The sequence below is a fragment of the Neptuniibacter pectenicola genome (assembly GCF_001597735.1).
Taxonomy (GTDB): domain Bacteria; phylum Pseudomonadota; class Gammaproteobacteria; order Pseudomonadales; family Balneatricaceae; genus Neptuniibacter; species Neptuniibacter pectenicola.
In genome coordinates this window covers 133,680-158,147 of sequence record NZ_LUTS01000005.1, presented here as the reverse complement: position 1 = coordinate 158,147, position 24,468 = coordinate 133,680, and the positions used below count along the sequence as shown (strand labels likewise).

The 24,468-nt window shown below is 47.5% G+C and carries 21 protein-coding genes; 7 read left to right on the top strand and 14 right to left on the bottom strand.

Annotation, left to right across the window (positions count from 1 at the left end; all coding sequences use genetic code 11):
- Nucleotides 1–181: 181 nt before the first annotated feature.
- Nucleotides 182–682 (top strand): Spy/CpxP family protein refolding chaperone, encoded by a 501-nt coding sequence (locus A3773_RS08535; protein ID WP_067985018.1) that lies wholly within the window; start codon nt 182–184, stop codon nt 680–682.
- 95 nt (nt 683–777) lie between these two features.
- On the opposite strand, the gene A3773_RS08530 is transcribed toward A3773_RS08535, so the two are convergent.
- Nucleotides 778–1,248 (bottom strand): Lrp/AsnC ligand binding domain-containing protein, encoded by a 471-nt coding sequence (locus A3773_RS08530; protein WP_067985016.1) that lies wholly within the window; start codon nt 1,246–1,248, stop codon nt 778–780.
- Between the two features lie 367 nt (nt 1,249–1,615).
- On the opposite strand from A3773_RS08530, the gene putP reads away from it, so the two are divergent.
- Both putP and putA read left to right on the top strand, forming a co-directional pair.
- Nucleotides 1,616–3,088, top strand: a complete 1,473-nt coding sequence (gene putP / locus A3773_RS08525) for a sodium/proline symporter PutP (protein WP_067985014.1) — start codon at nt 1,616–1,618, stop codon at nt 3,086–3,088.
- A 221-nt stretch (nt 3,089–3,309) separates the two neighbouring features.
- On the top strand, nt 3,310–6,930 hold the full coding sequence (gene putA / locus A3773_RS08520; RefSeq protein WP_067985012.1) for a bifunctional proline dehydrogenase/L-glutamate gamma-semialdehyde dehydrogenase PutA: 3,621 nt from the start codon (nt 3,310–3,312) through the stop codon (nt 6,928–6,930).
- 176 nt (nt 6,931–7,106) lie between these two features.
- Here the strand turns inward: putA and A3773_RS17950 are convergent, their stop codons facing one another.
- The 10 genes from A3773_RS17950 to A3773_RS18540 all read right to left on the bottom strand — a co-directional run bounded on the left by A3773_RS17950 (nt 7,107) and on the right by A3773_RS18540 (nt 14,409).
- A complete protein-coding gene (locus A3773_RS17950; RefSeq protein WP_197462746.1) occupies nt 7,107–7,277 on the bottom strand; it encodes a hypothetical protein in 171 nt (56 codons plus the stop codon).
- A 452-nt stretch (nt 7,278–7,729) separates the two neighbouring features.
- Nucleotides 7,730–8,461: a tRNA (guanosine(46)-N7)-methyltransferase TrmB gene (gene trmB, locus A3773_RS08510; RefSeq protein WP_067985007.1), complete on the bottom strand. Its 732-nt coding sequence runs from the start codon at nt 8,459–8,461 to the stop codon at nt 7,730–7,732.
- An 86-nt stretch (nt 8,462–8,547) separates the two neighbouring features.
- The gene (locus A3773_RS08505) at nt 8,548–9,339 is read right to left on the bottom strand and encodes a thiazole synthase (RefSeq protein WP_067985005.1); all 792 of its coding nucleotides are present in this window, start codon (nt 9,337–9,339) and stop codon (nt 8,548–8,550) included.
- A 61-nt stretch (nt 9,340–9,400) separates the two neighbouring features.
- Nucleotides 9,401–9,601 (bottom strand): sulfur carrier protein ThiS, encoded by a 201-nt coding sequence (gene thiS, locus A3773_RS08500; protein WP_067985003.1) that lies wholly within the window; start codon nt 9,599–9,601, stop codon nt 9,401–9,403.
- A 4-nt stretch (nt 9,602–9,605) separates the two neighbouring features.
- Nucleotides 9,606–9,986 carry a DUF423 domain-containing protein gene (locus A3773_RS08495; RefSeq protein ID WP_067985001.1) on the bottom strand — a complete coding sequence of 127 codons (381 nt, stop codon included), beginning with the start codon at nt 9,984–9,986 and terminating at the stop codon, nt 9,606–9,608.
- 127 nt (nt 9,987–10,113) lie between these two features.
- On the bottom strand, nt 10,114–10,968 hold the full coding sequence (gene rpoH / locus A3773_RS08490) for an RNA polymerase sigma factor RpoH (protein WP_067984999.1): 855 nt from the start codon (nt 10,966–10,968) through the stop codon (nt 10,114–10,116).
- A 159-nt stretch (nt 10,969–11,127) separates the two neighbouring features.
- Nucleotides 11,128–12,165, bottom strand: coding sequence for a permease-like cell division protein FtsX (gene ftsX / locus A3773_RS08485; protein WP_067984997.1), 1,038 nt, complete (start codon nt 12,163–12,165; stop codon nt 11,128–11,130).
- Complete coding sequence (gene ftsE, locus A3773_RS08480; RefSeq protein ID WP_067984995.1) at nt 12,158–12,814, bottom strand: cell division ATP-binding protein FtsE; 657 nt, start codon at nt 12,812–12,814, stop codon at nt 12,158–12,160. The genes ftsX and ftsE overlap by 8 nt, the downstream gene beginning before the upstream one ends.
- Before the next feature lie 48 nt (nt 12,815–12,862).
- Nucleotides 12,863–14,203: a signal recognition particle-docking protein FtsY gene (gene ftsY, locus A3773_RS08475; protein WP_075109516.1), complete on the bottom strand. Its 1,341-nt coding sequence runs from the start codon at nt 14,201–14,203 to the stop codon at nt 12,863–12,865.
- Nucleotides 14,204–14,274: 71 nt separating this feature from the next.
- A complete protein-coding gene (locus tag A3773_RS18540; protein ID WP_269454493.1) occupies nt 14,275–14,409 on the bottom strand; it encodes a hypothetical protein in 135 nt (44 codons plus the stop codon).
- A 194-nt stretch (nt 14,410–14,603) separates the two neighbouring features.
- Here A3773_RS18540 and A3773_RS08470 point away from each other — a divergent pair, with 194 nt between their 5' ends.
- The gene (locus tag A3773_RS08470) at nt 14,604–15,797 is read left to right on the top strand and encodes a hypothetical protein (RefSeq protein WP_067984993.1); all 1,194 of its coding nucleotides are present in this window, start codon (nt 14,604–14,606) and stop codon (nt 15,795–15,797) included.
- A 9-nt stretch (nt 15,798–15,806) separates the two neighbouring features.
- On the top strand, nt 15,807–16,415 hold the full coding sequence (gene rsmD, locus A3773_RS08465; protein WP_067984991.1) for a 16S rRNA (guanine(966)-N(2))-methyltransferase RsmD: 609 nt from the start codon (nt 15,807–15,809) through the stop codon (nt 16,413–16,415).
- A 29-nt stretch (nt 16,416–16,444) separates the two neighbouring features.
- Here the strand turns inward: rsmD and A3773_RS08460 are convergent, their stop codons facing one another.
- Nucleotides 16,445–17,068, bottom strand: coding sequence for a TetR family transcriptional regulator (locus tag A3773_RS08460; protein WP_067984989.1), 624 nt, complete (start codon nt 17,066–17,068; stop codon nt 16,445–16,447).
- Nucleotides 17,069–17,169: 101 nt separating this feature from the next.
- Entirely contained in the window at nt 17,170–18,426 is a 1,257-nt protein-coding gene (locus tag A3773_RS08455; RefSeq protein WP_231902173.1) for a M48 family metallopeptidase, read from the bottom strand.
- A 196-nt stretch (nt 18,427–18,622) separates the two neighbouring features.
- Here A3773_RS08455 and coaD point away from each other — a divergent pair, with 196 nt between their 5' ends.
- Both coaD and A3773_RS08445 read left to right on the top strand, forming a co-directional pair.
- Nucleotides 18,623–19,102, top strand: coding sequence for a pantetheine-phosphate adenylyltransferase (gene coaD / locus A3773_RS08450; RefSeq protein ID WP_067984986.1), 480 nt, complete (start codon nt 18,623–18,625; stop codon nt 19,100–19,102).
- 28 nt (nt 19,103–19,130) lie between these two features.
- Nucleotides 19,131–19,376 carry a YfhL family 4Fe-4S dicluster ferredoxin gene (locus A3773_RS08445; RefSeq protein WP_067984984.1) on the top strand — a complete coding sequence of 82 codons (246 nt, stop codon included), beginning with the start codon at nt 19,131–19,133 and terminating at the stop codon, nt 19,374–19,376.
- A gap of 72 nt (nt 19,377–19,448) precedes the next feature.
- On the opposite strand, the gene A3773_RS08440 is transcribed toward A3773_RS08445, so the two are convergent.
- Nucleotides 19,449–24,383, bottom strand: coding sequence for a LamG-like jellyroll fold domain-containing protein (locus tag A3773_RS08440; protein ID WP_067984982.1), 4,935 nt, complete (start codon nt 24,381–24,383; stop codon nt 19,449–19,451).
- Nucleotides 24,384–24,468: the final 85 nt, after the last annotated feature.

Below are 24,468 nucleotides of genomic sequence, written 5' to 3'. Positions count from 1 at the left end.
TATTCCTAACTCAGTGGTTCATAAATAGTACGATTTGTGCCATTAAATAATAGAGCTTTTCCGTTTAAAAAACCTTGCTGCTCACACCCATTTACCAAACTTTACATCTCCTATACCCAACTTTGCAGTGACATCACGCAAACTGCACAACATCGAAACAGATAACACCGGAGAGATAACAATGCGTACCAAACTTATTGCAGGACTTTCAGCAGCGATCATTACTCTATCTGGCGCAGGTTTTACATTAGCCCATGCCGACAGCGATGAGCGTATGGAAAAACGACACGAACACCGTATAGAGAACCGCATTGAGCACTTAACTAAAGAACTGAGCCTAACCACAGAACAACAGGCTCAGCTAAAAGAGCAGATGTTAAGCCAACAGGAGAAGCGCGGCGATAAACAGAAATCCCGCAAGGATGTGTTTAAACAGCTTCAGAAGCTGGACCCAAGCGCAGCAGACTACCAAACACAGCTAAATAGCTTAGTGCTACAAGCTCAAGATCAAACTAAATCTATGATTTTGGAAAAAGCGGAACAGAAAGCGAAGTTGTTTGAAATTTTAACACCAGAGCAAGAGAAAGAATTTATTGAGTTACAAAGTGAAATGGGCAAAAAAATGTCGAAACGTGATGCAGACCGTGACCATGGTCGTCACGGTGACAAGAAGTGTCACTAAACGCGTATTTTTGTAAGACAAGCTAACCCCAATCTTGTCATTAGCTCCTCACTGTCAGACCTTTGCCCGCTATTAAGCGGGCTTTTTTTGTTCAACTAGATGGCCTTAGACGCTACATCCTTCACATCTTCCATCACAACAAACGTACTGGTTTGTTTTACATGGGGCAGGTTTGAAATCTGCTCACCTAGCACTTCCCTATACGTGTTGATATCTGAGGTTCTCACTTTGAGCAGGTAATCAAAGTTGGCTGCGATCATATGGCACTGTTCAACTTCAGGAATCAACCGCACCGCTTGATTGAACGCCTCAAGGGCTTTGGTTTTCGTATCGTTAAGTGTCACTTGAACAAATGCCACATGCTTTGACCCTAACTTTTTCTGATCGATCAGGGCGGTATACCCCATCACATAGCCCAAATCTTCTAAGCGCTTCATGCGAACCTGGCAAGGGGTTTTCGATAATCCAACCCGAGACGCCAACTCCGTTACCGTAATACGACCATTCTTTTGCAGCTCTCGCAGGATCGAAAGATCTAATTTATCTAACTTTTCTGGATTATCCATCGGCTACATTACCTCGCAAGAACGGTTAAATCGTATAGGTATATTACAAAAAAATAGTGAATACGACTGTTTTTGCGCTGTAATGGTCAAATTTATCAATAAAAATTTATGTCACAACCGAAAACTAAAAAGCAGCCATTATGCAGGACAATCTCACTTAAACAGCCATAAAAAAAGCCATATTAACTATAAATAACGTTAATACAGTTCAAATTCCCAGAAGTATGCGAGTAACATTTTGTACTGATATGCCTACATTAAACGAGTGGTGAAAATTCACCCGACGTCATGTGCTTTTATAGAAAGTAATGGCATAGCGCAGAATAAAACTATAATAAACATAACTGCATGACAGTGAGGTTTCTCCATGGTGATCGTAACCATTACATTTATTCTCTATTTAATGCTAATGCTGGCTATCGGCATTGTTGCTTATCGTCGCACTCAGGATCTGTCTGATTACATACTCGGTGGTCGTAATTTAGGGCCGATCCCAAGTGCGTTGAGTGCAGGCGCATCCGATATGAGCGGCTGGCTGCTTATGGGGCTGCCCGGCTATGCAATGGCCGCTGGCTTAGGCTCGGTCTGGTTAGCCGGTGGGCTCTTAGTGGGTACATGGCTCAACTGGCTATTAATAGCCCAGCGCCTCAGGGTTTACTCCCAGCGCGCAGAAGACGCCTTAACCCTCCCCGCATTTTTTGAGAAACGCTTTGAAGACAGCAGCCATAGCCTTCGCGTTATCTCCGCAATCTTCGTACTTGTTTTCTTTTTGTTCTATACCAGTTCCGGCCTAGTCGCAGGCGGTAAACTCTTTGAAACCGTCTTCGGTTTTGATTACACCATTGCCGTCCTCATTGGCTCGGTGGCCGTTATCTCTTATACCCTGTTTGGTGGGTTTCTTGCCGTCTCTTGGACCGATGTTGTACAAGGCCTACTTATGGTCGGCGCTCTTGTCTTGGTCCCCCTCTTTGCGATGGGTGAAATTGGCGGCCTAAGTGGCACACTCGCTGCGGTAGAGGCCAAAAACCCAGAACTCCTCAATATATTTACCGACGCTAAAGGCGCGCCAATAACCTTAATCGGGACCTTGTCGCTGGTCGGCTGGGGGCTAGGTTATTTTGGACAACCCCATATATTGGCGCGTTTCAAGGGCATTAAAAGCAAAGACAGTGTACCGACAGCACGTCGTATCGCCGTACTTTGGACCGGCATATCGATGCTCGGTGCCTGCACTATCGGTTTAGCCGCTATCGGTTACCTGCCCGCAGGCTTAAGTGATAACGAGACCGTCTTTATGGTTCTGGTTGATGCGCTTTTCCATCCGGTCGTCGCAGGTATTTTATTAGCGGCTATCTTAGCCGCGGTAATGAGTACAGCAGATTCCCAACTACTGGTTTCGTCCTCAGCGCTAGCAGAAGACTTTTACAAAGCCCTGTTCAAAAAAGATGCGACCCAAGAGGAGCTGATTCTTGTGGGTCGTTATGCCGTGATCGTCATTGCCGTCATCGCAACCAGCTTAGCCATGGATCCAGACTCTAAAGTGTTGTCACTTGTCTCCTATGCTTGGGCAGGCTTTGGCGCAGCATTTGGGCCAGCACTCATGCTTTCACTCTATTGGAAACGCATGACTAAAGCGGGCGCACTTGCAGGTATTATTACCGGTGGTGTCGTTGTTGTAGTTTGGAAGCAGCTATCGGGCGGTTGGTTTGATGTGTATGAGATCATTCCCGGTGTCGCGCTTGCGTTTATCGCAATTATCTTCACATCACTGATAACTCCGCCACCCTCCGCCACCATTCAGAAGCGCTTCGATGACGTGGTAGCAGAAATAAAAAGCTAACCCCTTAAAAGACAGACTATGATTATGTTAAGCCTCGGTTGTATTGCGCAATCGGGGCTTTTTATTACAAAAGCCAGTTTGACTAAAAAAATAAAGATATATAGACCAAATAAAATAATATTCGTTAATTTTTAAATAATTTGGCTTTATATGACAAATATAAAGAGAATTAGACTTACCGTAGAAAGCTAAAATATACCTTATAATATATGAGGTGATATATGAGTTTATCGATCGAACAAGCCCGTTTAGAGATTCGTGAGCATTATCTAGCTGACGAGGCTATGACTATTAACCATCTAATTAATAATGCCTCGTTAAACGAACAAGACCGCCACACCATATCGCAAAACGCTGCTGAACTCGTCAAAAAAGTACGTAATGAAAGCAGCCCATCCATGATGGAAAAGTTCTTAGCTGAGTACGGCCTAACAACCAAAGAAGGCGTCGCCTTAATGTGCTTAGCAGAAGCTTTACTGCGCGTACCTGATAGCCTAACCATTGACGCGTTAATCGAAGATAAAGTGGCATCAGGCAACTGGAAAGGCCACTTAGGGCAATCCGCATCGTCATTAGTAAATAGCTCAACGTGGGCTTTACTCATTACCGGCAAACTCCTCCAAAATGACGAGGATAAAAACCTAAGCTCGACACTTAAAAGCATGATTAAACGCTTAGGCGAGCCACTAATACGCACCGCCGTTGCCCAAGCAATGAAAGAACTTGGACGCCAATTTGTTTTAGGCCGCACCATTGAAGAAGCCACCCAACGAGCAGAGAAGCTTGAGAAGTTTGGTTACGCTTACTCTTACGACATGCTAGGCGAAGCGGCGCGGACAGACGCCGATGCGCTTAGATACCACCACGCCTATGCTCAAGCGATCGAAGCACTCGCCCTACGCTGCAGCCATACCGATATTCGTTTAAACCCCGGCATCTCGGTCAAATTATCAGCCCTCCATGCGCGCTACGAAGTTGCACAACGTGATCGAGTTATGACTGAGCTGGTCGAGCGTACGTTGACGCTCGCCCTACAAGCAAAAGACGCCAACATGGGCTTTAACATTGATGCCGAAGAAGCAGACCGCCTTGACCTATCCTTAGATGTGATTGAAGCAGTTCTCTCCGATGAACGCCTGAGCGATTGGCAGGGTTTTGGTATTGTTGTACAAGCCTTCGGCCAGCGTGCCAGCCATGTACTGGACTGGCTCTATGCACTGGCCACTAAACTCGATCGCCGGATCATGGTCCGTCTAGTAAAAGGCGCCTATTGGGATGCCGAGATCAAACGCGCACAAGTGCTCGGCTTAGACGGTTTCCCCGTATTTACACGCAAGGTTAATTCCGACCTCTCCTACATGTGCTGCGCAGAAAAACTGCTCAACATGACGGATCGTATTTATCCACAGTTTGCCACCCATAATGCCCATTCTGCGGCCTCTATTTTATACATGGCGCAGAAATACAATGTGGATAACTTTGAGTTTCAACGATTACATGGGATGGGCGAGTCACTGCACGATACCGTCCTCAAATCTAATCACACCCGCTGCCGCATCTATGCGCCGGTAGGCGCACACCAAGACCTGCTAGCCTACCTCGTACGACGACTACTGGAAAACGGTGCAAACAGCTCATTTGTGAACCAAATTGTTGATACCCGCATCACACCCGAAATGATCGCTAAAGACCCGTTTGAACAGGTGTTAAGCACACCCAACCGTCTATCTAATGCCAACATAGCCAAACCCGCAGAACTATTTGGCGCACAACGGCTCAACGCTAAAGGTTGGGATATTACCGACCCCACAACACTAGCAGCCTTAGATAACGCCCGGGCGCACTTTAAAACAAAAAGCTGGGTGGCCAAGCCACTTATTGCTGGCGACCTTACAAGTGATAAAGCCGTTGCCATATACAACCCCGCAAACCTCAATGATTGCGTCGGGCATGTAACCTCAGCTAACCCACAAGATATAGAAACCGCGATTAGCGCCGCCGCACGAGGTTTTCAGCAGTGGTCGACAACCCTACCAGCGGAACGCGCTGTCTGTTTACGTAAAGTGGCTGAGCTGTTTGAAGCGAACGCCCCCGAGCTATTCTCACTCGCCTGCCGAGAAGCGGGAAAAACATTGCTCGACGCTGTCGGTGAGATTCGTGAAGCCGTCGATTTTGCACGCTACTACGCCAATGAAGCGGAAAAACTAGCCAACAAACACGCCTTAGGTGTGGTCACGTGTATCTCACCCTGGAACTTCCCATTAGCGATATTCACCGGCCAAGTACTTGCCGCCATCGCGTCAGGAAACAGCGTAATAGCAAAACCTGCGGACCAAACGCCGTTAATGGCCACCCGCGCAGTCGAACTCATGCATGAAGCGGGCATCCCCGTTGATGTCATTCAGCTGCTTACCGGCTCCGGTGTCGATGTGGGCGTGCCGTTAACATCAGACCCACGCATTGCCGCCGTTTGCTTTACCGGCTCAACCCAAACCGCACAACGCATTAACCGCATCATGGCTGAAACACTCGCTCCTAGCGCCCCTCTTGTGGCCGAAACAGGCGGTATGAACGCGATGCTGGTTGACTCAACCGCACTGCCGGAACAAGTAGTTCGCGACGTAGTGATGTCCGCCTTCCAAAGTGCCGGCCAGCGCTGCTCGGCGCTACGCATACTCTATGTACAAGAAGATATTGCCGAGCACTTAAAAACTATGCTTTTTGGTGCAATGGACGAGTTACGTTTAGGTGATCCATGGCAATTAAGCGCCGACATCGGCCCTGTCATCGATGAGAACGCTAAAAACAAGATAGATAACCATTGCGCAGCGTTTGCGGCGAAAGGCCAGCTACTCAAACAGCTGCCCACTCCTGATGGCGGTCACTTTGTCGCCCCCACCGTCATCGCTGTCAAGGGCATTGAGGAGCTTGAAGAGGAGATCTTTGGGCCCGTACTCCATATCGCCACCTTTGCCGCAGATGAGATCGATCAAGTGATCGCCAACATTAACGCAAAAGGCTATGGCCTTACATTTGGCCTACATACACGCGTTGATAACCGTGTTGAGCAGATCACCAGCCAAATTGCGGTCGGTAACATCTATGTCAACCGAAACCAGATTGGCGCCATCGTCGGCTCACAGCCCTTCGGCGGAGAGGGTTTATCAGGCACCGGCCCCAAAGCGGGCGGCCCCCACTACGTGAAACGTTTTACCCAACCAAACCAGTACTACTCGGCAGTGGATCAACAGAGCCATATGGTTCAGCCCGCAACGCTACAAACGCTCATCACCGAGCTTAACGAGGCCCAAAACCTGCCTAAGCACGCGAGTAGAGCCGCATTATTAAACGTCTTTGCCGAAGAGTTTAAAACACTCAACCTAGATAGCGGGCATGCCGTAGAGCTACCAGGCCCCACAGGCGAACTTAACCTACTGTCAGAGAAGGAACGGGGCGTTGTGCTCTGCTTAGGTCCAGACAGAACAAGTGCCCGTCAGCAAGCGGCAACAGCCCTGAGCCAAGGCAACAAAGTGATTGTTATTGCCTCTGACATTGCAGACCTATTGACCCAAGCCGCCCAGCAGAACTTGCCCCTTCTGGGCACAGAAGGCAGCTTAGCCCTTAACGCAATCTCGTCGGTACAAGGCTTTGCTGCCGTTTGCTATAACGCCAGCACAGATCAGCAACGGGATCTGCGTATCGCGCTGTCAAAACGCGAAGGCGCACTGCTACCCCTTATCACAGAGATGGATCAGCCGGAAAGATTCGTGATTGAACGCCACCTGTGTATCGACACAACAGCAGCCGGAGGTAATGCGAGCTTAATAGCAGCCAGTGAATAGGCGTAGGAAGTAAACCTTACCTTGGAAACAGCCTATCTCATCATGGATTAGCCCTTCCACATACTTTGTGATTAGTCATGGGTTTATCACAAAGAGCTTATCCCCAACGGTGCGCCACACCGCTGGGGATTTTTTTATCTAATCGCTGTTCACCGAATCAATGTGACTCGGAACGGTTAATCTTTTTTCTCAATCGTAACCTCAAGGGTTTTACTCTCACCCGCAAACCATTTCTGAACATACAAAGAGCCCACAATCGGGGCAGTACCTTCGTCAGGCACTTCCTTATAACGCACACTGTTTTTAGTTTCTTTCTCGTACTCAAAGGTAACGACTTTTTTAGACATTGCTCTGTTCCCGTTAACTATTTTTATGCGCGATATTTTCTTTAATAAGTGGAAAAAGCAAGCGCTGACTCCGTTAATGTTTTTGCGATCAAGCGGGCTTAGGCTCCACCAACCTTTCGCTCTGGCACCCGTTCCGGGTATAAAGGGTGAGCTCCTACAGATAAGACGGCATGAGAAACAAACGCCTGTAGGAGGCCAGCCTTTGGCCGAAGCCGCTTACAGAGTACCTGTCCTCATTTATATATAATGGGCTCCATATACCTCCCTATGCCAGACATCCACCTGCCTGATCTGCTTATCTTTGTAACGCAGTCTGGGTCGCAAAACAAGTACATGGCCTAGGGCGTTAAAGACAACGCAAAGAGACAGCCCAGACCTATTCGGCACTAAAAAAAAGGCTGACGCAATGCATCAGCCTTTTCTATTTTTACCTGCAATGAAGCGAGAATACCTTAGCTTGTTTTCTCAAACATTAGGTCCCAAACCCCATGACCTAAACGCTCACCGCGCTTCTGGAATTTAGTCACTGGACGCCACTCGGGTTGAGGCGAGTACTGGCCCTCGCCAGCGGCATTAGCATAGCCTTCAGCGGCGCTCATCACCTCCATCATATGCTCCGCATAGTTTTCCCAATCGGTTGCCATATGGAAAACACCGCCTACTTTTAACTTCTGGCGTAGGGTTTGTGCAAATTCTGGCTGTACGATACGGCGCTTATGGTGACGCTTTTTATGCCAAGGGTCGGCAAAAAAGAGTTGTATGCAATCTAAGCTATTATTTGGAATGCACTGGGCGAGGACTTCAATGGCATCGTCACAGAAAACACGGATATTGGTGAGGCCTTCTTTTTCCGCATTACTGAGTAAGCGGCCAACACCCGGACGGTGAACTTCAACGCCGATGTAGTTTTTTTCAGGCTGATCTTTTGCCATTTCAACCAGCGAGTCACCCATACCAAAGCCGATCTCAAGCACGACAGGTGCTTCGCGGCCAAACACTTGATTAAAGTCTAGCAGGCCATTGTTTAGCTCTAGCCCCATACTCGGCCAAACATCATCCATCGCCTTTTGCTGTCCTTCAGTCATACGGCCCGCGCGTAGTACAAAGCTTTTGACCGTACGCATATGTTTTTCTTCAGCGGGGTTTTCTACCTGCGGCTGTTCGATCTTATTTTCTTCTGACATCAACCTGACCTAAAAAGCAAAGCCCGATCTTTCGATCAGGCTGAAAATATTCCGTAATTTAGCATCACTACTGTAGGGACAGCCGCTTAGCCAATAATGGTTCCGTCCATGGGAGAGGACGCACTGGCATAGCGTTTACGCGGCATACGACCGGCAAGAAACGCTTCACGACCCGCTTCAATGGCTTTACGCATAGCGGAGGCCATTAGAACCGGGTTACGTGCACCGGCAATGGCGGAGTTCATCAGCACTGCATCACAGCCCATCTCCATGGCAACAGCGGCTTCAGACGCGGTGCCTACACCGGCATCAACAAGGACCGGTACTTTCGCATCTTCCATAATGACGTTGATATTATGGGGATTCAAAATACCTAATCCAGAGCCGATCATGGAACCCAATGGCATGATCGCAACGCAGCCCAGGCTTTCTAGCTCTTGAGCAACGATAGGGTCGTCACTGGTATAAACCATCACCTTAAAGCCATCTTGGACAAGCTTATCCGCAGCTTTAATGGTATCAACCACATTGGGGTAAAGTGTTTTTTGATCGCCTAAGACTTCAAGTTTGACTAAGTCGTGACCATTCATCAGCTCACGGGCTAACTTACAGGTACGCACCGCATCTTCGGCGTTAAAGCAGCCGGCGGTGTTTGGCAAAATCGTGTATTTATCGGGTGTGATGATATCCAATAAATTAGGTTCATCTGGGTTTTGCCCGATATTGGTACGTCTAACGGCAACCGTCACAATCTCGGCACCACTTGCCTCGATGGCAATACGGGTTTCTTCCAAGTTTTTATATTTGCCAGTACCAATTAACAAACGTGAATTGTAGCTTTGTCCTGCGATAATCAATGGGTCATTCTGATGAGACATGATGTATATCCAAAAAAATTGTAGTCATTATGAGTCGGTGTTAGATCTAAAATGATCGACCTCAACCCCCACCAATCGCATGTACAATCTCAACACGATCCGCTTCTTTCAATACTGTTTCTGCATGTTCACTGCGAGGAATGATTTCTAAATTAAGCTCAATAGCAATGCGTTTATCACCAAGCTCAAGCTGTGAAATCAGGCCAGTAAGGGTGATATCATCCTGCACTTGCAGCATCTCACCATTTACCTGAATCTGCATTGATTTATCTCCTGTTCGAAATAATTGCTGTATAGCCAACGAGTACCCACCCACATAAGAAAGCGATGCCTCCCAATGGGGTTATCGCCCCAAGTACCTTAATACCCGTCAACGCCAACAGATAAAGACTGCCGGAAAAAAGTAGAATCCCTAATGTAAATGCAATGCCCGCCCACCCTAAGTATTTACTGGATAAATCCGAGGGGGCTAACGCAATAAATAATAACGCAAAGGTGTGGTAGAACTGATATTCCACACCGGTTTGATAGGTTGCGTATAAATGGGGTTCAAGCAGATCTTTTAACCCATGAGCACCAAACGCTCCGCAGGCGACCGCCAAAAAGCCGCTCATTGCCGAGATCATTAATATAAGTTTTTTCGACATTAGGAACCCAGATATTTGAAAGATTATACCGAAATAGTTTGCCCATGTAGCTAGAAAACCGACTCAAACCACGCTATTACAGACACAAAAAAGCCGCTATACGCGGCTTTTTATAAAATGCGACTCACTAAGCTTCCATGGAGATGCGAATCTTCTTCATCGCATTCTTTTCTAACTGGCGAATACGCTCAGCTGAAACCTCATATTCTGCGGCCAGTTCATGCAGAGTGGCTTTATCATCGGACAACCAACGACGGGCTAAAATATCTTTACTACGCTCGTCTAAATCGGACATGGCACTCATCAAGCGTCGCTGTGAGTCCTGTTCCCAATTGCTGTCTTCAACCTGCTGTGATGGATCAGCGCTTTTATCTTCTAAAAAGTGTGCTGGCGCCCATGCGGCCTGCTCATCGTCTGCACCTTCTGGTGCATCAAAGGCAGTATCAACGGATGCCATACGGCCTTCCATCTGACGAACCACTTTAGCATCAACACCTAAATCTTCTGCAATAGAGTTTACTTCGTCGGTTGTCATCCAACCTAAGCCCTTTTTCTTGGAGCGAAGATTAAAAAACAATTTGCGCTGAGCTTTAGTGGTGGCCACTTTAACAATGCGCCAATTACGCAGAATAAACTCGTGCATCTCGGCTTTAACCCAATGCACAGCAAAGGATACCAAGCGTACACCCATCGTTGGGTCAAAGCGTTTAACCGCTTTCATCAAACCGACGTTGCCTTCCTGAATCAGATCACCTAGTGGCAAACCATAGCCAGAATAGGTTTTAGCAACATGAACAACAAAGCGCAGGTGTGACATAACTAAACGGCGGGCCGCTTCTACGTCACCATCAAAATGCAAACGCTCACCCAAAGAACGCTCCTCTTCGGCGCTTAATACTGGAATAGCAGTCACAGACTGCATATATGCATCCAGATTACGTCCCGGAGAAAGTGTATCAATAACTTGTAAGCTAGTGCCCATTAATGACCTCGCATCATTCTTGCTTCTTATCAAAAGTTCGCAGTTATGACTCAATTTATAATACAAAAGTTCAATCTAATTCCGTTATTAAGTATAACGGACCGGAAAATATAGCGAGGATAAGGATAAAACGCAAATGTTACGACAAGATGAGTGGATTCATTGCGGTTCTATCTCTCTCAGGTGACGTCCTACGGCTAAGCGTGCACCAAATAGACCCAATAACACCCCAACACCGATCAACGAGAGGCTATCAATAAAGCCAAGCCGCTGTAGTTCGAAGTCTGTTTGATAGAGTGAAACCAATTGCCCGACCGGTGTGCTAATTAGCAGCAGACTGATCTCAACAAACAGCCAAGCGATCACCGCACCAATTAGACCAAACCAAAAGCCGGTATAGATAAAAGGACGTTTGACCCATGAATCCGTGGCACCTACTAATTTGGCCACTTGGATTTCATCTTTACGGCTTTCAATCGATAACCTGATGGTGTTACCAACCACCAGCAAAACGGAGAGGGCTAATAAGGCACCCAGTACCAAGACAACACGGTTGGCCAGCCGAACAAATGAAGATAAACGTTCGACCCACACCATATCTAACACCGCGTCTTCTACTTCAGGCAGTTCATTTAATGCTTGTTGAAGCGCACTGAGCGAAGCTTTCTGATTATCCAGCGGTTGAACAACCACCACGGCAGGTAGGGGGTTCTTGTCCAGAAATTCAAGTACATCGGAAAAACCGGAGATCCGCTGAAACTCATGCAGCCCCTGCTCTTTAGTCACTAACTCAACGGCTGCCAGATCTGTACGCAAGAGCATTTTTTGACTAAAGCGCTCGGCCTCTTCCGCGGGCAGTGTTTTTTGTAAGTACAACGAGATGCGCGGGTCCCCTTTCCACTCACCACTAAGGTGGTTGATGTTTTTAAGGCCCACAAACATTAATCCCGGCAGGGCTAACGCAATTGCCAGCACTGCTAATGTCATAAAACTAGGTAAAGGCGTTAACCATAAGCGCTGCAGTGACTGTCGAGCGGTACTTTTATGATGCCTAATCCAACTTTTAAATTCGGCAACAAAATCAACGCGATGTTTGGCCGCCCCTTTATGGGCATGCGCAGCCGAGGTATCGGCCACAGGTTTATCCGCTGGTCGCTGGCGTTCAGCCCCTCGTTTGACCGGTTCACGGTTAGCCATTAATCAATCTTCCTTGGTCAAGGGTCAACGTCCGATAAGGCATACGTGATACCAGTGCTAAATCATGGGTCGCAATTAATACGGTTGTACCATGAAGGTTAAACTCCATAAACAAGCGCATAATCTCTTCTGACAACGCAGGGTCCAAGTTACCGGTTGGCTCATCCGCCAGAAGGACTTGGGGTTTATGCACAATCGCCCGTGCAATACCTATACGCTGCTGTTCACCTGTGGATAAGGTAATGGGGTTGAGCTTCTCTTTATGCAAGAGGCCCACTTTATCTAACGCTGCACGTACACGTTTTCCAATATCTTCTTCATCATAACCGGAGATATGTAGAGGCAAGGCGACATTTTCAAAGACACTGCGATCAAATAGCAGCTGATGGTTTTGAAAAACTACGCCGATACGACGCCGATGATAAGGGATGTCGTCACGACTGAATTGAGCGAGGTCTTGACCCGCAATAGACACCTGCCCGCGACTGGCCCGCTCCATTAACATGATCAATTTAAGTAACGTACTTTTACCTGCACCTGAGTGGCCGGTAAGAAACGCCATCTCCCCTCGATTTAGGCTAAAGCTCACATCGCGCAGGGCATCATGGCCCTCCGGGTAACGCTTACTGACGTTATCAAACTTAATCATCGCTTACGGTCATATCCAATCACGTATACAAAAGTTAGGGCAACGCTGTTAATCAAACAGTGCGTCTACAAATTCTTGCGAGTTAAAGGGGCGCAAATCATCAATTTGTTCACCCACGCCGATAAAGCGAATCGGCAGATCCATCTGTTTAGCGATTGCAAAGATAACGCCGCCTTTGGCTGTACCATCTAGCTTCGTCAGAGAGATACCTGTTACACCGACGCTCTCTTTAAAGATTTTTGCTTGGCTTAACGCATTCTGTCCCGTGCCCGCATCAAGTACCAACATAACCTCATGGGGCGCTTCAGGCGACAATTTTTGCGTGACGCGCACGACTTTTTCAAGCTCTTGCATCAGATTGTCTTTGTTTTGCAAACGACCGGCAGTGTCGGCAATAAGAATATCAATATTCTTCGCCTGTGCAGATTGCACCGCATCGTAGATAACCGAGGCTGAATCCGCCCCCGTATGCTGAGCAACAACAGGGACTTTATTACGTTCGCCCCAGACCTGTAACTGTTCAACCGCGGCCGCACGGAACGTATCACCCGCCGCTAACATCACCGATTTACCTTCACTCTGGAACTTTTTAGCGAGCTTACCGATCGTGGTCGTTTTACCTACACCGTTAACGCCAACCATTAAAATAACATATGGCTTTTTACTGCAATCGATCTGCAACGGCTGTTCCGATTGATGCAACAGCGTGGACAGCTCATCTTTCAATGCCGCTTGTAGAGCTTGAGGGTCGCCCAACTGTTTACGCGCTACCTTTTCGGTTAAGCGACCAATAATATCGGAGGTGGCTTCAACCCCAACATCCGCCGTTAACAATAGGGTTTCTATCTCTTCGAGCAGATCATCATCGATCTCTTTAGCACCTAAAAAGATGTTACCTAACTGCTCTGACAGATTGGCTTTGGTTTTACTCAAGCCCTGTTTAATGCGGGCAAAAAAGCCTTTTTTCTCTTCCGCTGGATCATTGTTTTGAACGGCGGGTGCTGGCGTCTCTTCTATAATGGCATCAACAACGGTGTCACTGGGAGCCGGTGCTTCAACGAGAGGGGCAGGGTCATCGGCAACCACCTCCGTAACGGCCTCAGCAGCCACCTCAACCGTCGCGGGCTCAACCACCTCACTAACACTGGCGGGCTCTTCAACGACGGGCTGACGGTCTAGGGTAACGGAGGGCTCGGTCTCAACCGACTCAGCAGCTGTTTCAGTAACGGTTTCAGCAACTGTTTCAACCAATGACTCTGCTTTAAGCTCTGCGTTCGCGGGTTGGTTCTCTTCAACTTTCTCAACTGAGCTGTTGTCGGTTTCATGCGTTTCAACAGCGGTTTCTTCCGCCGAAGAACCTCCGAACATGGATTTCAGTTTTTTAAACATTTAACTTCCTCATACCCTGGCACGCTATAGCCTTCACCACGGTTTAAAATTCGATTATTACCTACGCTAAATTAATCGGATGAATTATCATCACGGAGATAACGATAGATACCTGCCAACACAACAATTGTAATAAGCGCACCGGTATAAGCGATGTAACTGGTATCCCAACCCTTATCAACAAACATCTCTTGTAAACTTAACATCCGTTATCCACTCTCAATTACCTTATAACAACTGAAAAATCAGCAGTTCATCGACAAAGTCTGGTATCTTATCACAGTAAATCGGCTGCATAACCCAGATCAGATACCCAAGCGGACCTATCTTTACGCTTACGCGAAATGGGTTCAAGCCAAAGCGCCGTTATATGAACATTTAGTGTCTGAGAAAATTCAAGATGACAAACGAATACCGCCCCATTTTTAATCGTAAATACCTCGTAGGCTTAGTCTGGTTCAGCTTAATCGCCATTCTTATTCTTTCCTCTATGGGACCTGGGGCTGTTGAATACCACGACGTCGACAGTAACGACAGCCAGACCCTCTATTGGATGGAGCTGGACGATCAGCCGATGCAGCTGGTGTTTCTTCTCGCGACTCAGCCGGCGCTAAACACCACTCAGCAGCAACTTCAGCAATTAAAAAGCCTCATATTGCAACAACGTTTACGTGCGTTAGCCAGCCCGACCTACAGTTACAACGTCACGCCACGACAAGACCGTATTGAAGTCACCCTCTCTTGGGCCAATGAACAACCTGCCCCCGCACTCAACCGTATTTGGCAAGCACTAAGCAAGCCGGTTGACGCCTCTCGCTGGCGAGAGCCGTTGAAAAAGATTCAGGCACGCGATTATTTAGCCGAGCAATCAGCAGAACAGACACTGGTTAATCGTTTCTATCAACAGCTACAACCGGCGGACGACACCTCGGTACTCAACCTACTTGGCCCATCCTATGCCGAGCTATTTACTGCACCGCTGTTCGCCATTAGCGGTGAAGATGCAGAGGATTATGTTGAGTTAATTGAGCAACAACTACCACAGACGCTACGACCCACCGGCCTAAGCTATCCTGATAGCCAACCCGCCGCGTTACTCCGTGAAAACAGTCCGGATAAAACCTTTCGCTTATTGCTTGGGCAAACTCTGCCGCCACGGGCGTCGGATAGTTTTATTACGCACCGCATCAGCGCTCAAGTCATTCAAGACCTGTTAAATAAATACCAAGACCAGCACAATTTAAACTTTCGCATTCTTTGGGCCTCACTTAAGCACATCGGTTTTCAAGCGTTGATCTTAGAAGGCGATCAGAATCCTGGGCCGATTCTGCCCCAGTTGCAGCAACAGGTTAACGAAGAGCTCGTTGAGCAAAGCCAAAATCGGCTAGCTGGCATCTGGCAAGAGCGTATGCGTGATAATATGAACCAAGTCGCCGCGTTGAGCTTAATCGCATTTTACCAACTGCCAACGGATACAATGGAAACCTATATTGATCAGCTATTAGATCAAGACCCGGATGACATTATTAAGCAGACACAACAAGCACTGGATGCCTCGCAGCCAATCAGCATTATTCAATCGCCGGTGCTTTAAGGAAATCATATGGGCCATAAAAATCCACCCCGCCGCAAACAAGATAAATCAACGCCCCGCTCACAGTTACGTATCATTGCTGGCGAATGGCGCGGACGAAAGCTTGAATTTTTAGCCACTGATGGGCTCAGGCCAACACCCGACAGAGTACGGGAAACCTTGTTTAACTGGATTCAAACCATTGTTCCCGGCGCTCAATGCTTAGATATGTTTAGTGGCAGTGGCGCTTTAGGTTTTGAGGCGCTTTCAAGGGGGGCTGAACGCATGACGTTTATCGAGCGTGATGCGGCGGCGGCCCGCCAATTGAACGCGAACCTGCAAAACTTAAAAGCCCAGAACGGCGAGATTATCCAAACAGATGTGTTGGCATGGCTAGAGGCCCGTCAACAGGATCAAGAGAGCAAGTATGACCTTGTTTTTCTCGACCCGCCCTTTAGACAAAACTTGATAGCCCCCTGCTGTGCACTATTAGAAAGTAAAAATCTGTTGCGCGACAACGCTTACATCTATATTGAAACGGAATCTGAATTGGCCAATCCGGATGTTCCGCCCCACTGGCAGGAATATAGGAATAAAACCGCAGGGCAAGTCACCTACCGCTTATATAAACGGGCGTAGGCGCTACGTATCTGCGGCCATATTTCAAGCTAAAGCTTTAATCCTTGTATAAAGTGCTGGCTCAGGAACTTGGTTTGCTGTTTCGCATGAACCAAACCAGACCCCGTATTATAAACGCTGGCGATAATACCCATAATCACACCTAAAACGGCCGCGGGCACCGGGTCAATGTTAGTCGAGGGTTTATGGGCGATACGTTTTTGTTTGCGCGCTTTCTTAATAAGCTTTGATAAGAGGTGTAACCACTCACGGTGCTCATCTCTTATCTTACTGGCGATCGCTTCTAATTCTGGCGTATGAGCTACACCTTGATGAAACACCTTCCATATGGACGCAGGACGCGTCTCAGTCAGTGCTCGCTGACTCCATTGAATAATAAAATCGCCTAAAGATTCCAGCGCATCCTGCCGTGCCGATTGCAGCTGATCCAAAAAAAGATCCTCTAACGGAAAACGGCACTCGTCATACAGTGCGTCAACAAGATCGGTTCGATTCTTAAAATGCCAATACAGAGCACCATGGGTTAACCCCGCAGCAGACGCTATATCCTTTAAGCTTGTGCCTGCAATACCTTTTTCAGCAAACAGCGTTAACGCCGTCTCCAAAAGTAGCTGACGTGTTTGTTCTGCTTCTTTTTTCGTCCTTCGGGGCATATCTGTTTAATCACCTTCTGCTATTCAGAGACTTATTATATAAAGTCGGCACACAGAATGAGTTACAGAAAAATTAAGACTCACGCAAAAACGCTAATTAATTAGCGCGCAGCTTGGGCATCATCTAAATATAACTTTGCACCATATTTTTTGAGATCGTCCACTTTAAGCGTTTGAGGCAGTGAGAATATGGCCGTAAAGCGTTGGCCCGGCTTGATATAGCCATCAACGTGGGAGACATAACGTTCACTTTTACCATTACGCTGCAAATATAATCCCATCACTACGTCTGTTAAGATAGGACCATTAGCCGCATAACGCCAGCGGGTTTCAAGCTGATGCGTTCCCGTTTTACGGGTCGACTCAACTTTGAGTACCGATTCGACTGATTTCACAAAACTGGCTTGTTGCAACTGACGCTGCTCTTCCCCTTTCGCCTGCTGATGTTGAACATAAGCACCTAAGGCTGTCGATAGTAGCGCCGCGACACCGCCGCCTTCACCCGCCGCCACTTCATTCTCATTTTTTCGCCACAGCACATTGTTATCCAACAACTCGGCGGCCTTAGGGTTTATTTGATTCTTTTTATAATAAGGTAATACCTGAGTGCCGACGCTTTTCGCTTCTTGATAACGCTCAGCATTCACCGGATGGTCATGGTGAAATAACGCCCGCGCGTTACCCTGTTCCGCATACTTACGCTGCCAGATACGGCTGGCGGCTAGCGGGTCATAACCGGCAAGCGCGGTGTATAAAATACCGATACGGTCCGCTTCCCGTTCGCTCTCGTGGGTAAAAGCGGCCTGATAACCACTACGGCCTGCTGCATTTGAACCAGCCAATGCGCTGATCTGGGCGTGGGTTTGGCGTTCATAAACATGGTTGGCGACAGTATGGGCGATCTCATGTCCCAATACCGCAGCAAGTTCTGCATCATCTGGTAGGTCATCCATCAACTGCGAATGCACTACGATATAGGTGCCCCCAGTTGTAAAGGCATTAAACGAGTCACGTTTAATTAACAGCGGCTGCCAACGTTCCTGTTTTAGGTGGGATACTTGATGAATACGGTCAAAAACACGAACGAGGCGCTGGTATTGTGTTCGGCTAACCGCCGCATTAACGGGGCGTTTATTTTTCTGCTCTTGGGCGATGAGTTGATCAACATACGCATTCCCTTGTTCTATCTGGGCACGACGGTCAGCCATACTTAAGCTACGCTGCCCTGTCACACGGTCCTTTTCACTGACAGATTCTGCGACTTGATATAACCCCTGATCTACCTTTTGCAGTGCCTGGCAGCCAGACAATACCGTAAAAATCAGAGCAACCAGACCTATTCGCAATGACAAAATCACACTAATACCCCTAAAACCTTTATAGTTATTTGTAATAATAAATTGTTTTTTTATAACCGACAGAGATCAAGACATTCCATTATAGTATTTGTACAGCCCGAATAATTCGGATAATATGCCGCAATTGCAAACTTGCTATGTCACTAGAACTTGATTGAGCAAGTTTTAAGTAGACAATAACTCCTGTGAACCATATATGAATATTGCTGTTTATCCAGGAACTTTTGACCCAATAACGAATGGCCATGCGGATCTTATTCAGCGTGCTGCCAAACTTTTCGATAAAGTCGTTGTCTCAGTTGCCGAAAGCCCAAAAAAGAAACCCATGCTAACCTTAGAAACTCGTGTAGCATTGGTTCGTGAAGTAACTGAACACCTTGATAACATTATTATTGTGGGTTTTGATTGTCTACTAGCAGAATTACTTGAGCAACAGAACGCCAATATTATTGTGCGTGGGTTACGTGCAGTTTCGGATTTTGAGTACGAGTTTCAACTTGCTGCGATGAACCGACATTTGACGCCCGATGTAGAGAGTATTTTTTTAACACCGGCGGAACACTTATCTTTTGTGTCCTCCACGCTGATCCGTGAGATCTCAAGCTTGGGTGGGGATGTGAGTAAGTTTGTACACCCTTCGGTGGCAAAGGCCCTGAGTGAGCACCTGGGCCATTAATTTATAGAGTAATAGTGAGGTAGCCACCATGGCATTGATCATTACTGACGAATGCATCAACTGTGATGTATGTGAGCCGGAATGCCCTAACGAGGCAATCTCTCCAGGTGATGAAATTTACGAGATTGAGCCGTCTAAATGTACTGAGTGTGTAGGTCATTACGACACACCACAGTGTGTAGAAGTCTGCCCAGTTGATTGTATCCCTAAAGACCCCGATCATGTGGAGTCTGAAGGACAGCTAATGGAAAAATACAAAAAGCTAACAGGCTAATTGTATGATCCTTAGTACACTAAAAAAGCAGGCTTTTGCCTGCTTTTTTATTGCCTAAAGCGTCCCTACTATTTACTGATAGCGTTCTTGCCAGAAGATCATGCGATCACTGCCACGGGCACGGCCAAACGTTACCCTCGCCTCGGGCAAGTTAGCATCATCGCCGCTCCCATCTTGGTTCCAGTCATAACGTAACCACGCAGCTAGGTTAGTCACATCAACAGGAAAATAACCGGTATTGTCATTACCGCCCGTCGCGACACCCGGTGCACTGAAGATCAGACTAAACTCACCCGCGGTCGCAGCAGCATTCGTTCCTGTCATATTTAACCCGCCTAGCGTACTACCATCACCTACCGACACCGTTCGCTCAGCATCGGTTGGCCCAATGACACTGCCGTCAAAACTAATATTCCCTAAGGGATGCTGGGTACAGCTATCATCCACATGGGTTACAAATGCCGTGCCATCCCAATACTGCGCAGTAAACGGAACCACAAGGTCTTCGCCCTCAGGACCATGGGCCGATTGGATCTGCAAGCGACCATACCTAAGCACTTGTTCAGCGCCGATTGGCACAGCGGTACAACCGCCGGTGCTAACGCAATCATCGCTATTCGCCGCATTCATAGTAAGCTCACCGCCAGCAAAGTCCCGATCGTCTCGCTCGCTCGCCAGACTTAGGCCAAACTGCACCTTATTAAACGGCCCATCCTCTAAGCCCGCCGCATCTGGATTACGGCTAAACAACGTTGCATCGCTATTAAATAGATATTCCCCTGCGCGCCAATTATCACTGCTGGAGTAGCTACTTAACCGAGCCCCTAAGTCGATGCCTACATTATCATTTTCAGCCACAGCGTGGATAACCGCCGTTGCACTGTATTCATTCGCATCGTAGTTCTGCGTAATGCGCGCCTCATCACTCGTGCTATCCGTGACGCCTTTAGGCCTCGCTTCAACGGTGTAGGCGAACTCAGCAAACGGCTGCTGCATGTAGGTGAATCCGGTGTTACAACTTGCGCTGATACTGTCGTTTACAATGGCAAAATGATCGGGATAGAAACGCCCGATTTTGACCGGAATACTGGATATATCTCCCGCAATTTCACCCAGATAGTTCGCAAGTGACGCTTTAAGATAAATGCTACCCACCTCGTCATATTGCAGCGTCGCCGTCACATCTGAACCTCCACGCACCCCGTAGCTATCAAACAGGACGGGGGCATCCCCACTGAGGGTTACGCTCGTTGCAACGGTAGGCGTATAGGAATCAACGGTCAGCTCCACCTCCCCGGAAAAATTAGGTGTAATGCCATTATTTACGCTGACATCAACACCGTCATCGGGAATACCATTACTGTCGGAATCATAGGCACTTTGATATAGATAGGCATTCAGCGTGACATCGAAATCACTGCCTGCGGATGTAAAACCCGCACCAGCGCTCTCATCGCCTTGTGGATTATTGACCCCATCCGATGTAATTGAAGAGAAGCCAAACGCAAAGGGCCTAACAACAAATAGATTACTACTCCCCGCAATCACCGCTCGACCACTGCCGCCAGTCACCTCCTCTTCAGCCATAGCGTGAAGCTTAATCTGACCCGCATCTTGGTAATCAAAAACAACCTCGCCTTCACCATTAACATCGAAATCAACCGATGAGGTTACGAAGCTTGGGGTGCCACCCAAATCAACCCCAGGTGCGGGGTTAGCATTCCCATTAACAAATAATAGGTCATTCGCGGAGCAGCTATCAGGAGAGTTACACTCGTAACCAAACCCTACTTGCACACCGGCACCAGGCTTCAACGCAGTACAACGCCCTGTGTCAGGGTCCGTTTGGATCGCTTTGATGGTGACCCTCTGGGCATTAGGCGCTAGCGTATTCAGTTTGCCTGCAATCTGTAGATCGATCCCGTCAATCACACCATCCGCATAAAACTTGAACGCCGCGTCGGCATATTCAATATCGGGATCAGTTAAGTCACCGTCACGGTCCGTTGCGGACCCATCATCCACATCAATATCTAGCACACCGACAGAGGTTCGAATTAACTGAATCGTAGCAGCCATAGAACTGCCATCAAACGTGTATGTTGCCGGACTAAATGTATTGGTGACATTCGCCCCAGATACAAGTTCACTCGACAACGTAATTGTCGTGCCATTTTCAGGTGCGATATTTTGTCCCGCATCATCTTTAGCGGTAATGGTGATATTAGCTGGCTCACAGGTCAGCGCAGGTGAGCTATGGCTAATTTCGTAGTAGGCCACCGCCGAAGCACATGCATCTCGGGCCGTACCATCCCAGTTTTTACCTGCAGTTTGATTGGCATAAATACCACTGACGTCACTATCCTCTAAAACATCTTCAAAAATAATAACTTCGTCTAACTGGCCTTCGAAATAAACAGGCGTTCCTCGAGTATTTTCTATACGACCTATGGATGAAAAACCATTACCAATATCGCCCGCCGTGCCCGTTCCGCTTTTATCCAACACGCCATCAATATAAATTTTATATTCACCCGACACCGTCTCTCGTGTTAAAACGACATGGTGCCAATCATCATCATTTATCACTGTATTGGACTTGGTCGTTGCGTAATCATCACCAACGGTTAGGCCTATATGCCCAGACCCATCGATCCATCCCCAAAAGATATCATCAGCACCACCATTCTCCTCAATACCTGCCACACCTGGGGCTTGCCACGCGACATTATTTCCAACTTGAGTGGTTTTAATCCAAAAGCTCAGGCTCGCAGTCGTCTGTAACTGTGACAGATCGGTCGCCGTTAAATAATCGGCAGCACCATCAAAATCACCCGCCCGACAAACTGCGCCTGCCGACACAGTGTCTGCACTTTGAGCCACCCCATGGTTATCATTACCGCTGCTATCTTCAACTTCGTCGGCGCTTCCATTCCAGCTGCTTTCATCAAAATGCCAATCCACTAGCGCGGAACAGCCGACCCGTACAGAGCCATCATAATTTTTGCCCTGGTTCTGGTTAACATAAATGGTGGCGATATCTTGATCGCTTAAAACGGAATCAAAGATAAGCACTTCATCCACATCACCATTGGCAGAGTTAGCACCTTCACCGGCGGTGTAACTACCACGGTTATCACCTACATAAAGCGATAGCAGCTCACCAATCTCCTGATTGGAAGGAATACTGCTATTGATCTCCTGCTCGCCATCTACAAAGAGCTGCATCTGTTGATTACCCATATCCCAAGTTACAACGAGGTGTACCCAATCAGATGAGCCATAGCTAAATGTATTTGAAGAGGAGAAACGGTAATCCGCGTCCGAGGCATTTTCCAAACCAAACCTTAAACGACTATTTGTCTCTTCTGTTAAGAAAAAATACTTATTATTTGGGCTAGATGTCGCTGCACTGAGCAATACTTTACGGCCATCTGAACCCCATGTGGTAGAGGAGCGGTACCAAAAACTGATCGTCCCTGTATTACCGACCTGATCATCAATATCTATTGTAGTATCAATGGCATACTGTTCAGCTGCTGTTGTATTTTGGCCAATGCTCCCTGCACGGCAGATCTTACCGTCAAAAATACTGGTTACGTTTCCGCTGCCGGTATCAACAATCGAGCCGTTATTACTCCCCACATTATCGACTATTTCACCACTGGCGCCGCTCCAGCTCCCTTCATCTAAACGATATTCTGCTAATGGGGTCGGTAATACACTGATGCAGGCTGATGGATCGCGGGTACTGCCGTCGGCATTTAAACCGCTCCCTTCATTACTATAAATCTGGCTTGCATGATCGGCGTCTAATTCAGAGGCATAAATTTTAAATTCATCTATATAGCCATCAAATGCTTGGCTACTACTAAAGCTGCCACCAAAAGCGTCTTGCTCTTGGCCAATCACGACCGCTGAGGCATCATTAATGGATATTTGGCCGGAGCCTCCCGCCGTATGACAACCCGCTAACCCACCATCCACATAAAGGCACATCCCGTTCCCACTACGGGTTACTAACAGGTGATGCCAATCATCATCAGTCAGTGTGGTTCCGGCACTGATCGTCGCACCGTTATCACCTACATTAAGTCGCACTTCAGTACTGTTGACGAGGTAGATTTCAATCTCATCATCGCTTGTAGAACTGCCCAAGGCATGGAAGATCTCTTGCTGGGATTTCGAAACTGCGGTTTTGATCCAAACAGAGAGACTAAAATCGTTTAACCCGTTTACGGCCCCTTGGGGCACTGTAATCCAATCTAGCGAGCCCGTTGCGCTCAGGTCTAAACTTCGATTAATCTGCGCCACACTGTCCGTGCTGTCGGCACTGTTAGCCGTACCATCATAAAAACTCGCGCTATCGGTTACACCCGATGCCAGCGAACAGTCATCAAACCGGTATTCTAACCGCGGGTCCGGCAGTACTGACGTGGTCTCTAGCTCGATTTTCACATAATCCGTGTAGTGGGTGGCGCTCTGATTATTATTCTGTTTACGCCCGCTATTTACGGATAATATTTCAATCTCTCCATCATCAATATAATTAGCAATATTAGAAGAGACCGATCCGGTCAACGTATCAAGGCTGGAACTGCTACTACTATCCAGTTGTTCAAAACTACCATTAAAATTACGGATATAGAGTAGAGCGCCCCGCTGACCATTACTGGAGTGATCACCGAATCCAACCCATGTCGCGGTGATAGCGTCGATATTCGCAGCGCTTTCATTGATTGAAAACCGATACAACATTTTAGGATAATTACGACGAGTACTCGCCTCATAACTTGCGCTTGAACCGTTCTGCGTATTGATATCGGAATCGCTAAAGCTACTGAGGCCACTTATCGAGGTGACACTGTTATTTTCACCGCGAAAAGCGGTGTGACCGCTGCCGCTAAAGTCATAGGTGACCGTTGCCGCATTCAGCTGAAGGGATAAAAAGGAACAACACAGTATTAAAAAACACCCGCACATGCTGCGTACAGACTGGCTAAGCATTTAAAACTCCTGTGTAAGTAATGACCGTTGATCCATTGAGTATAAACAAGAAAGTCGTAACTTTCCGTAGATAAGATTTTTGTTG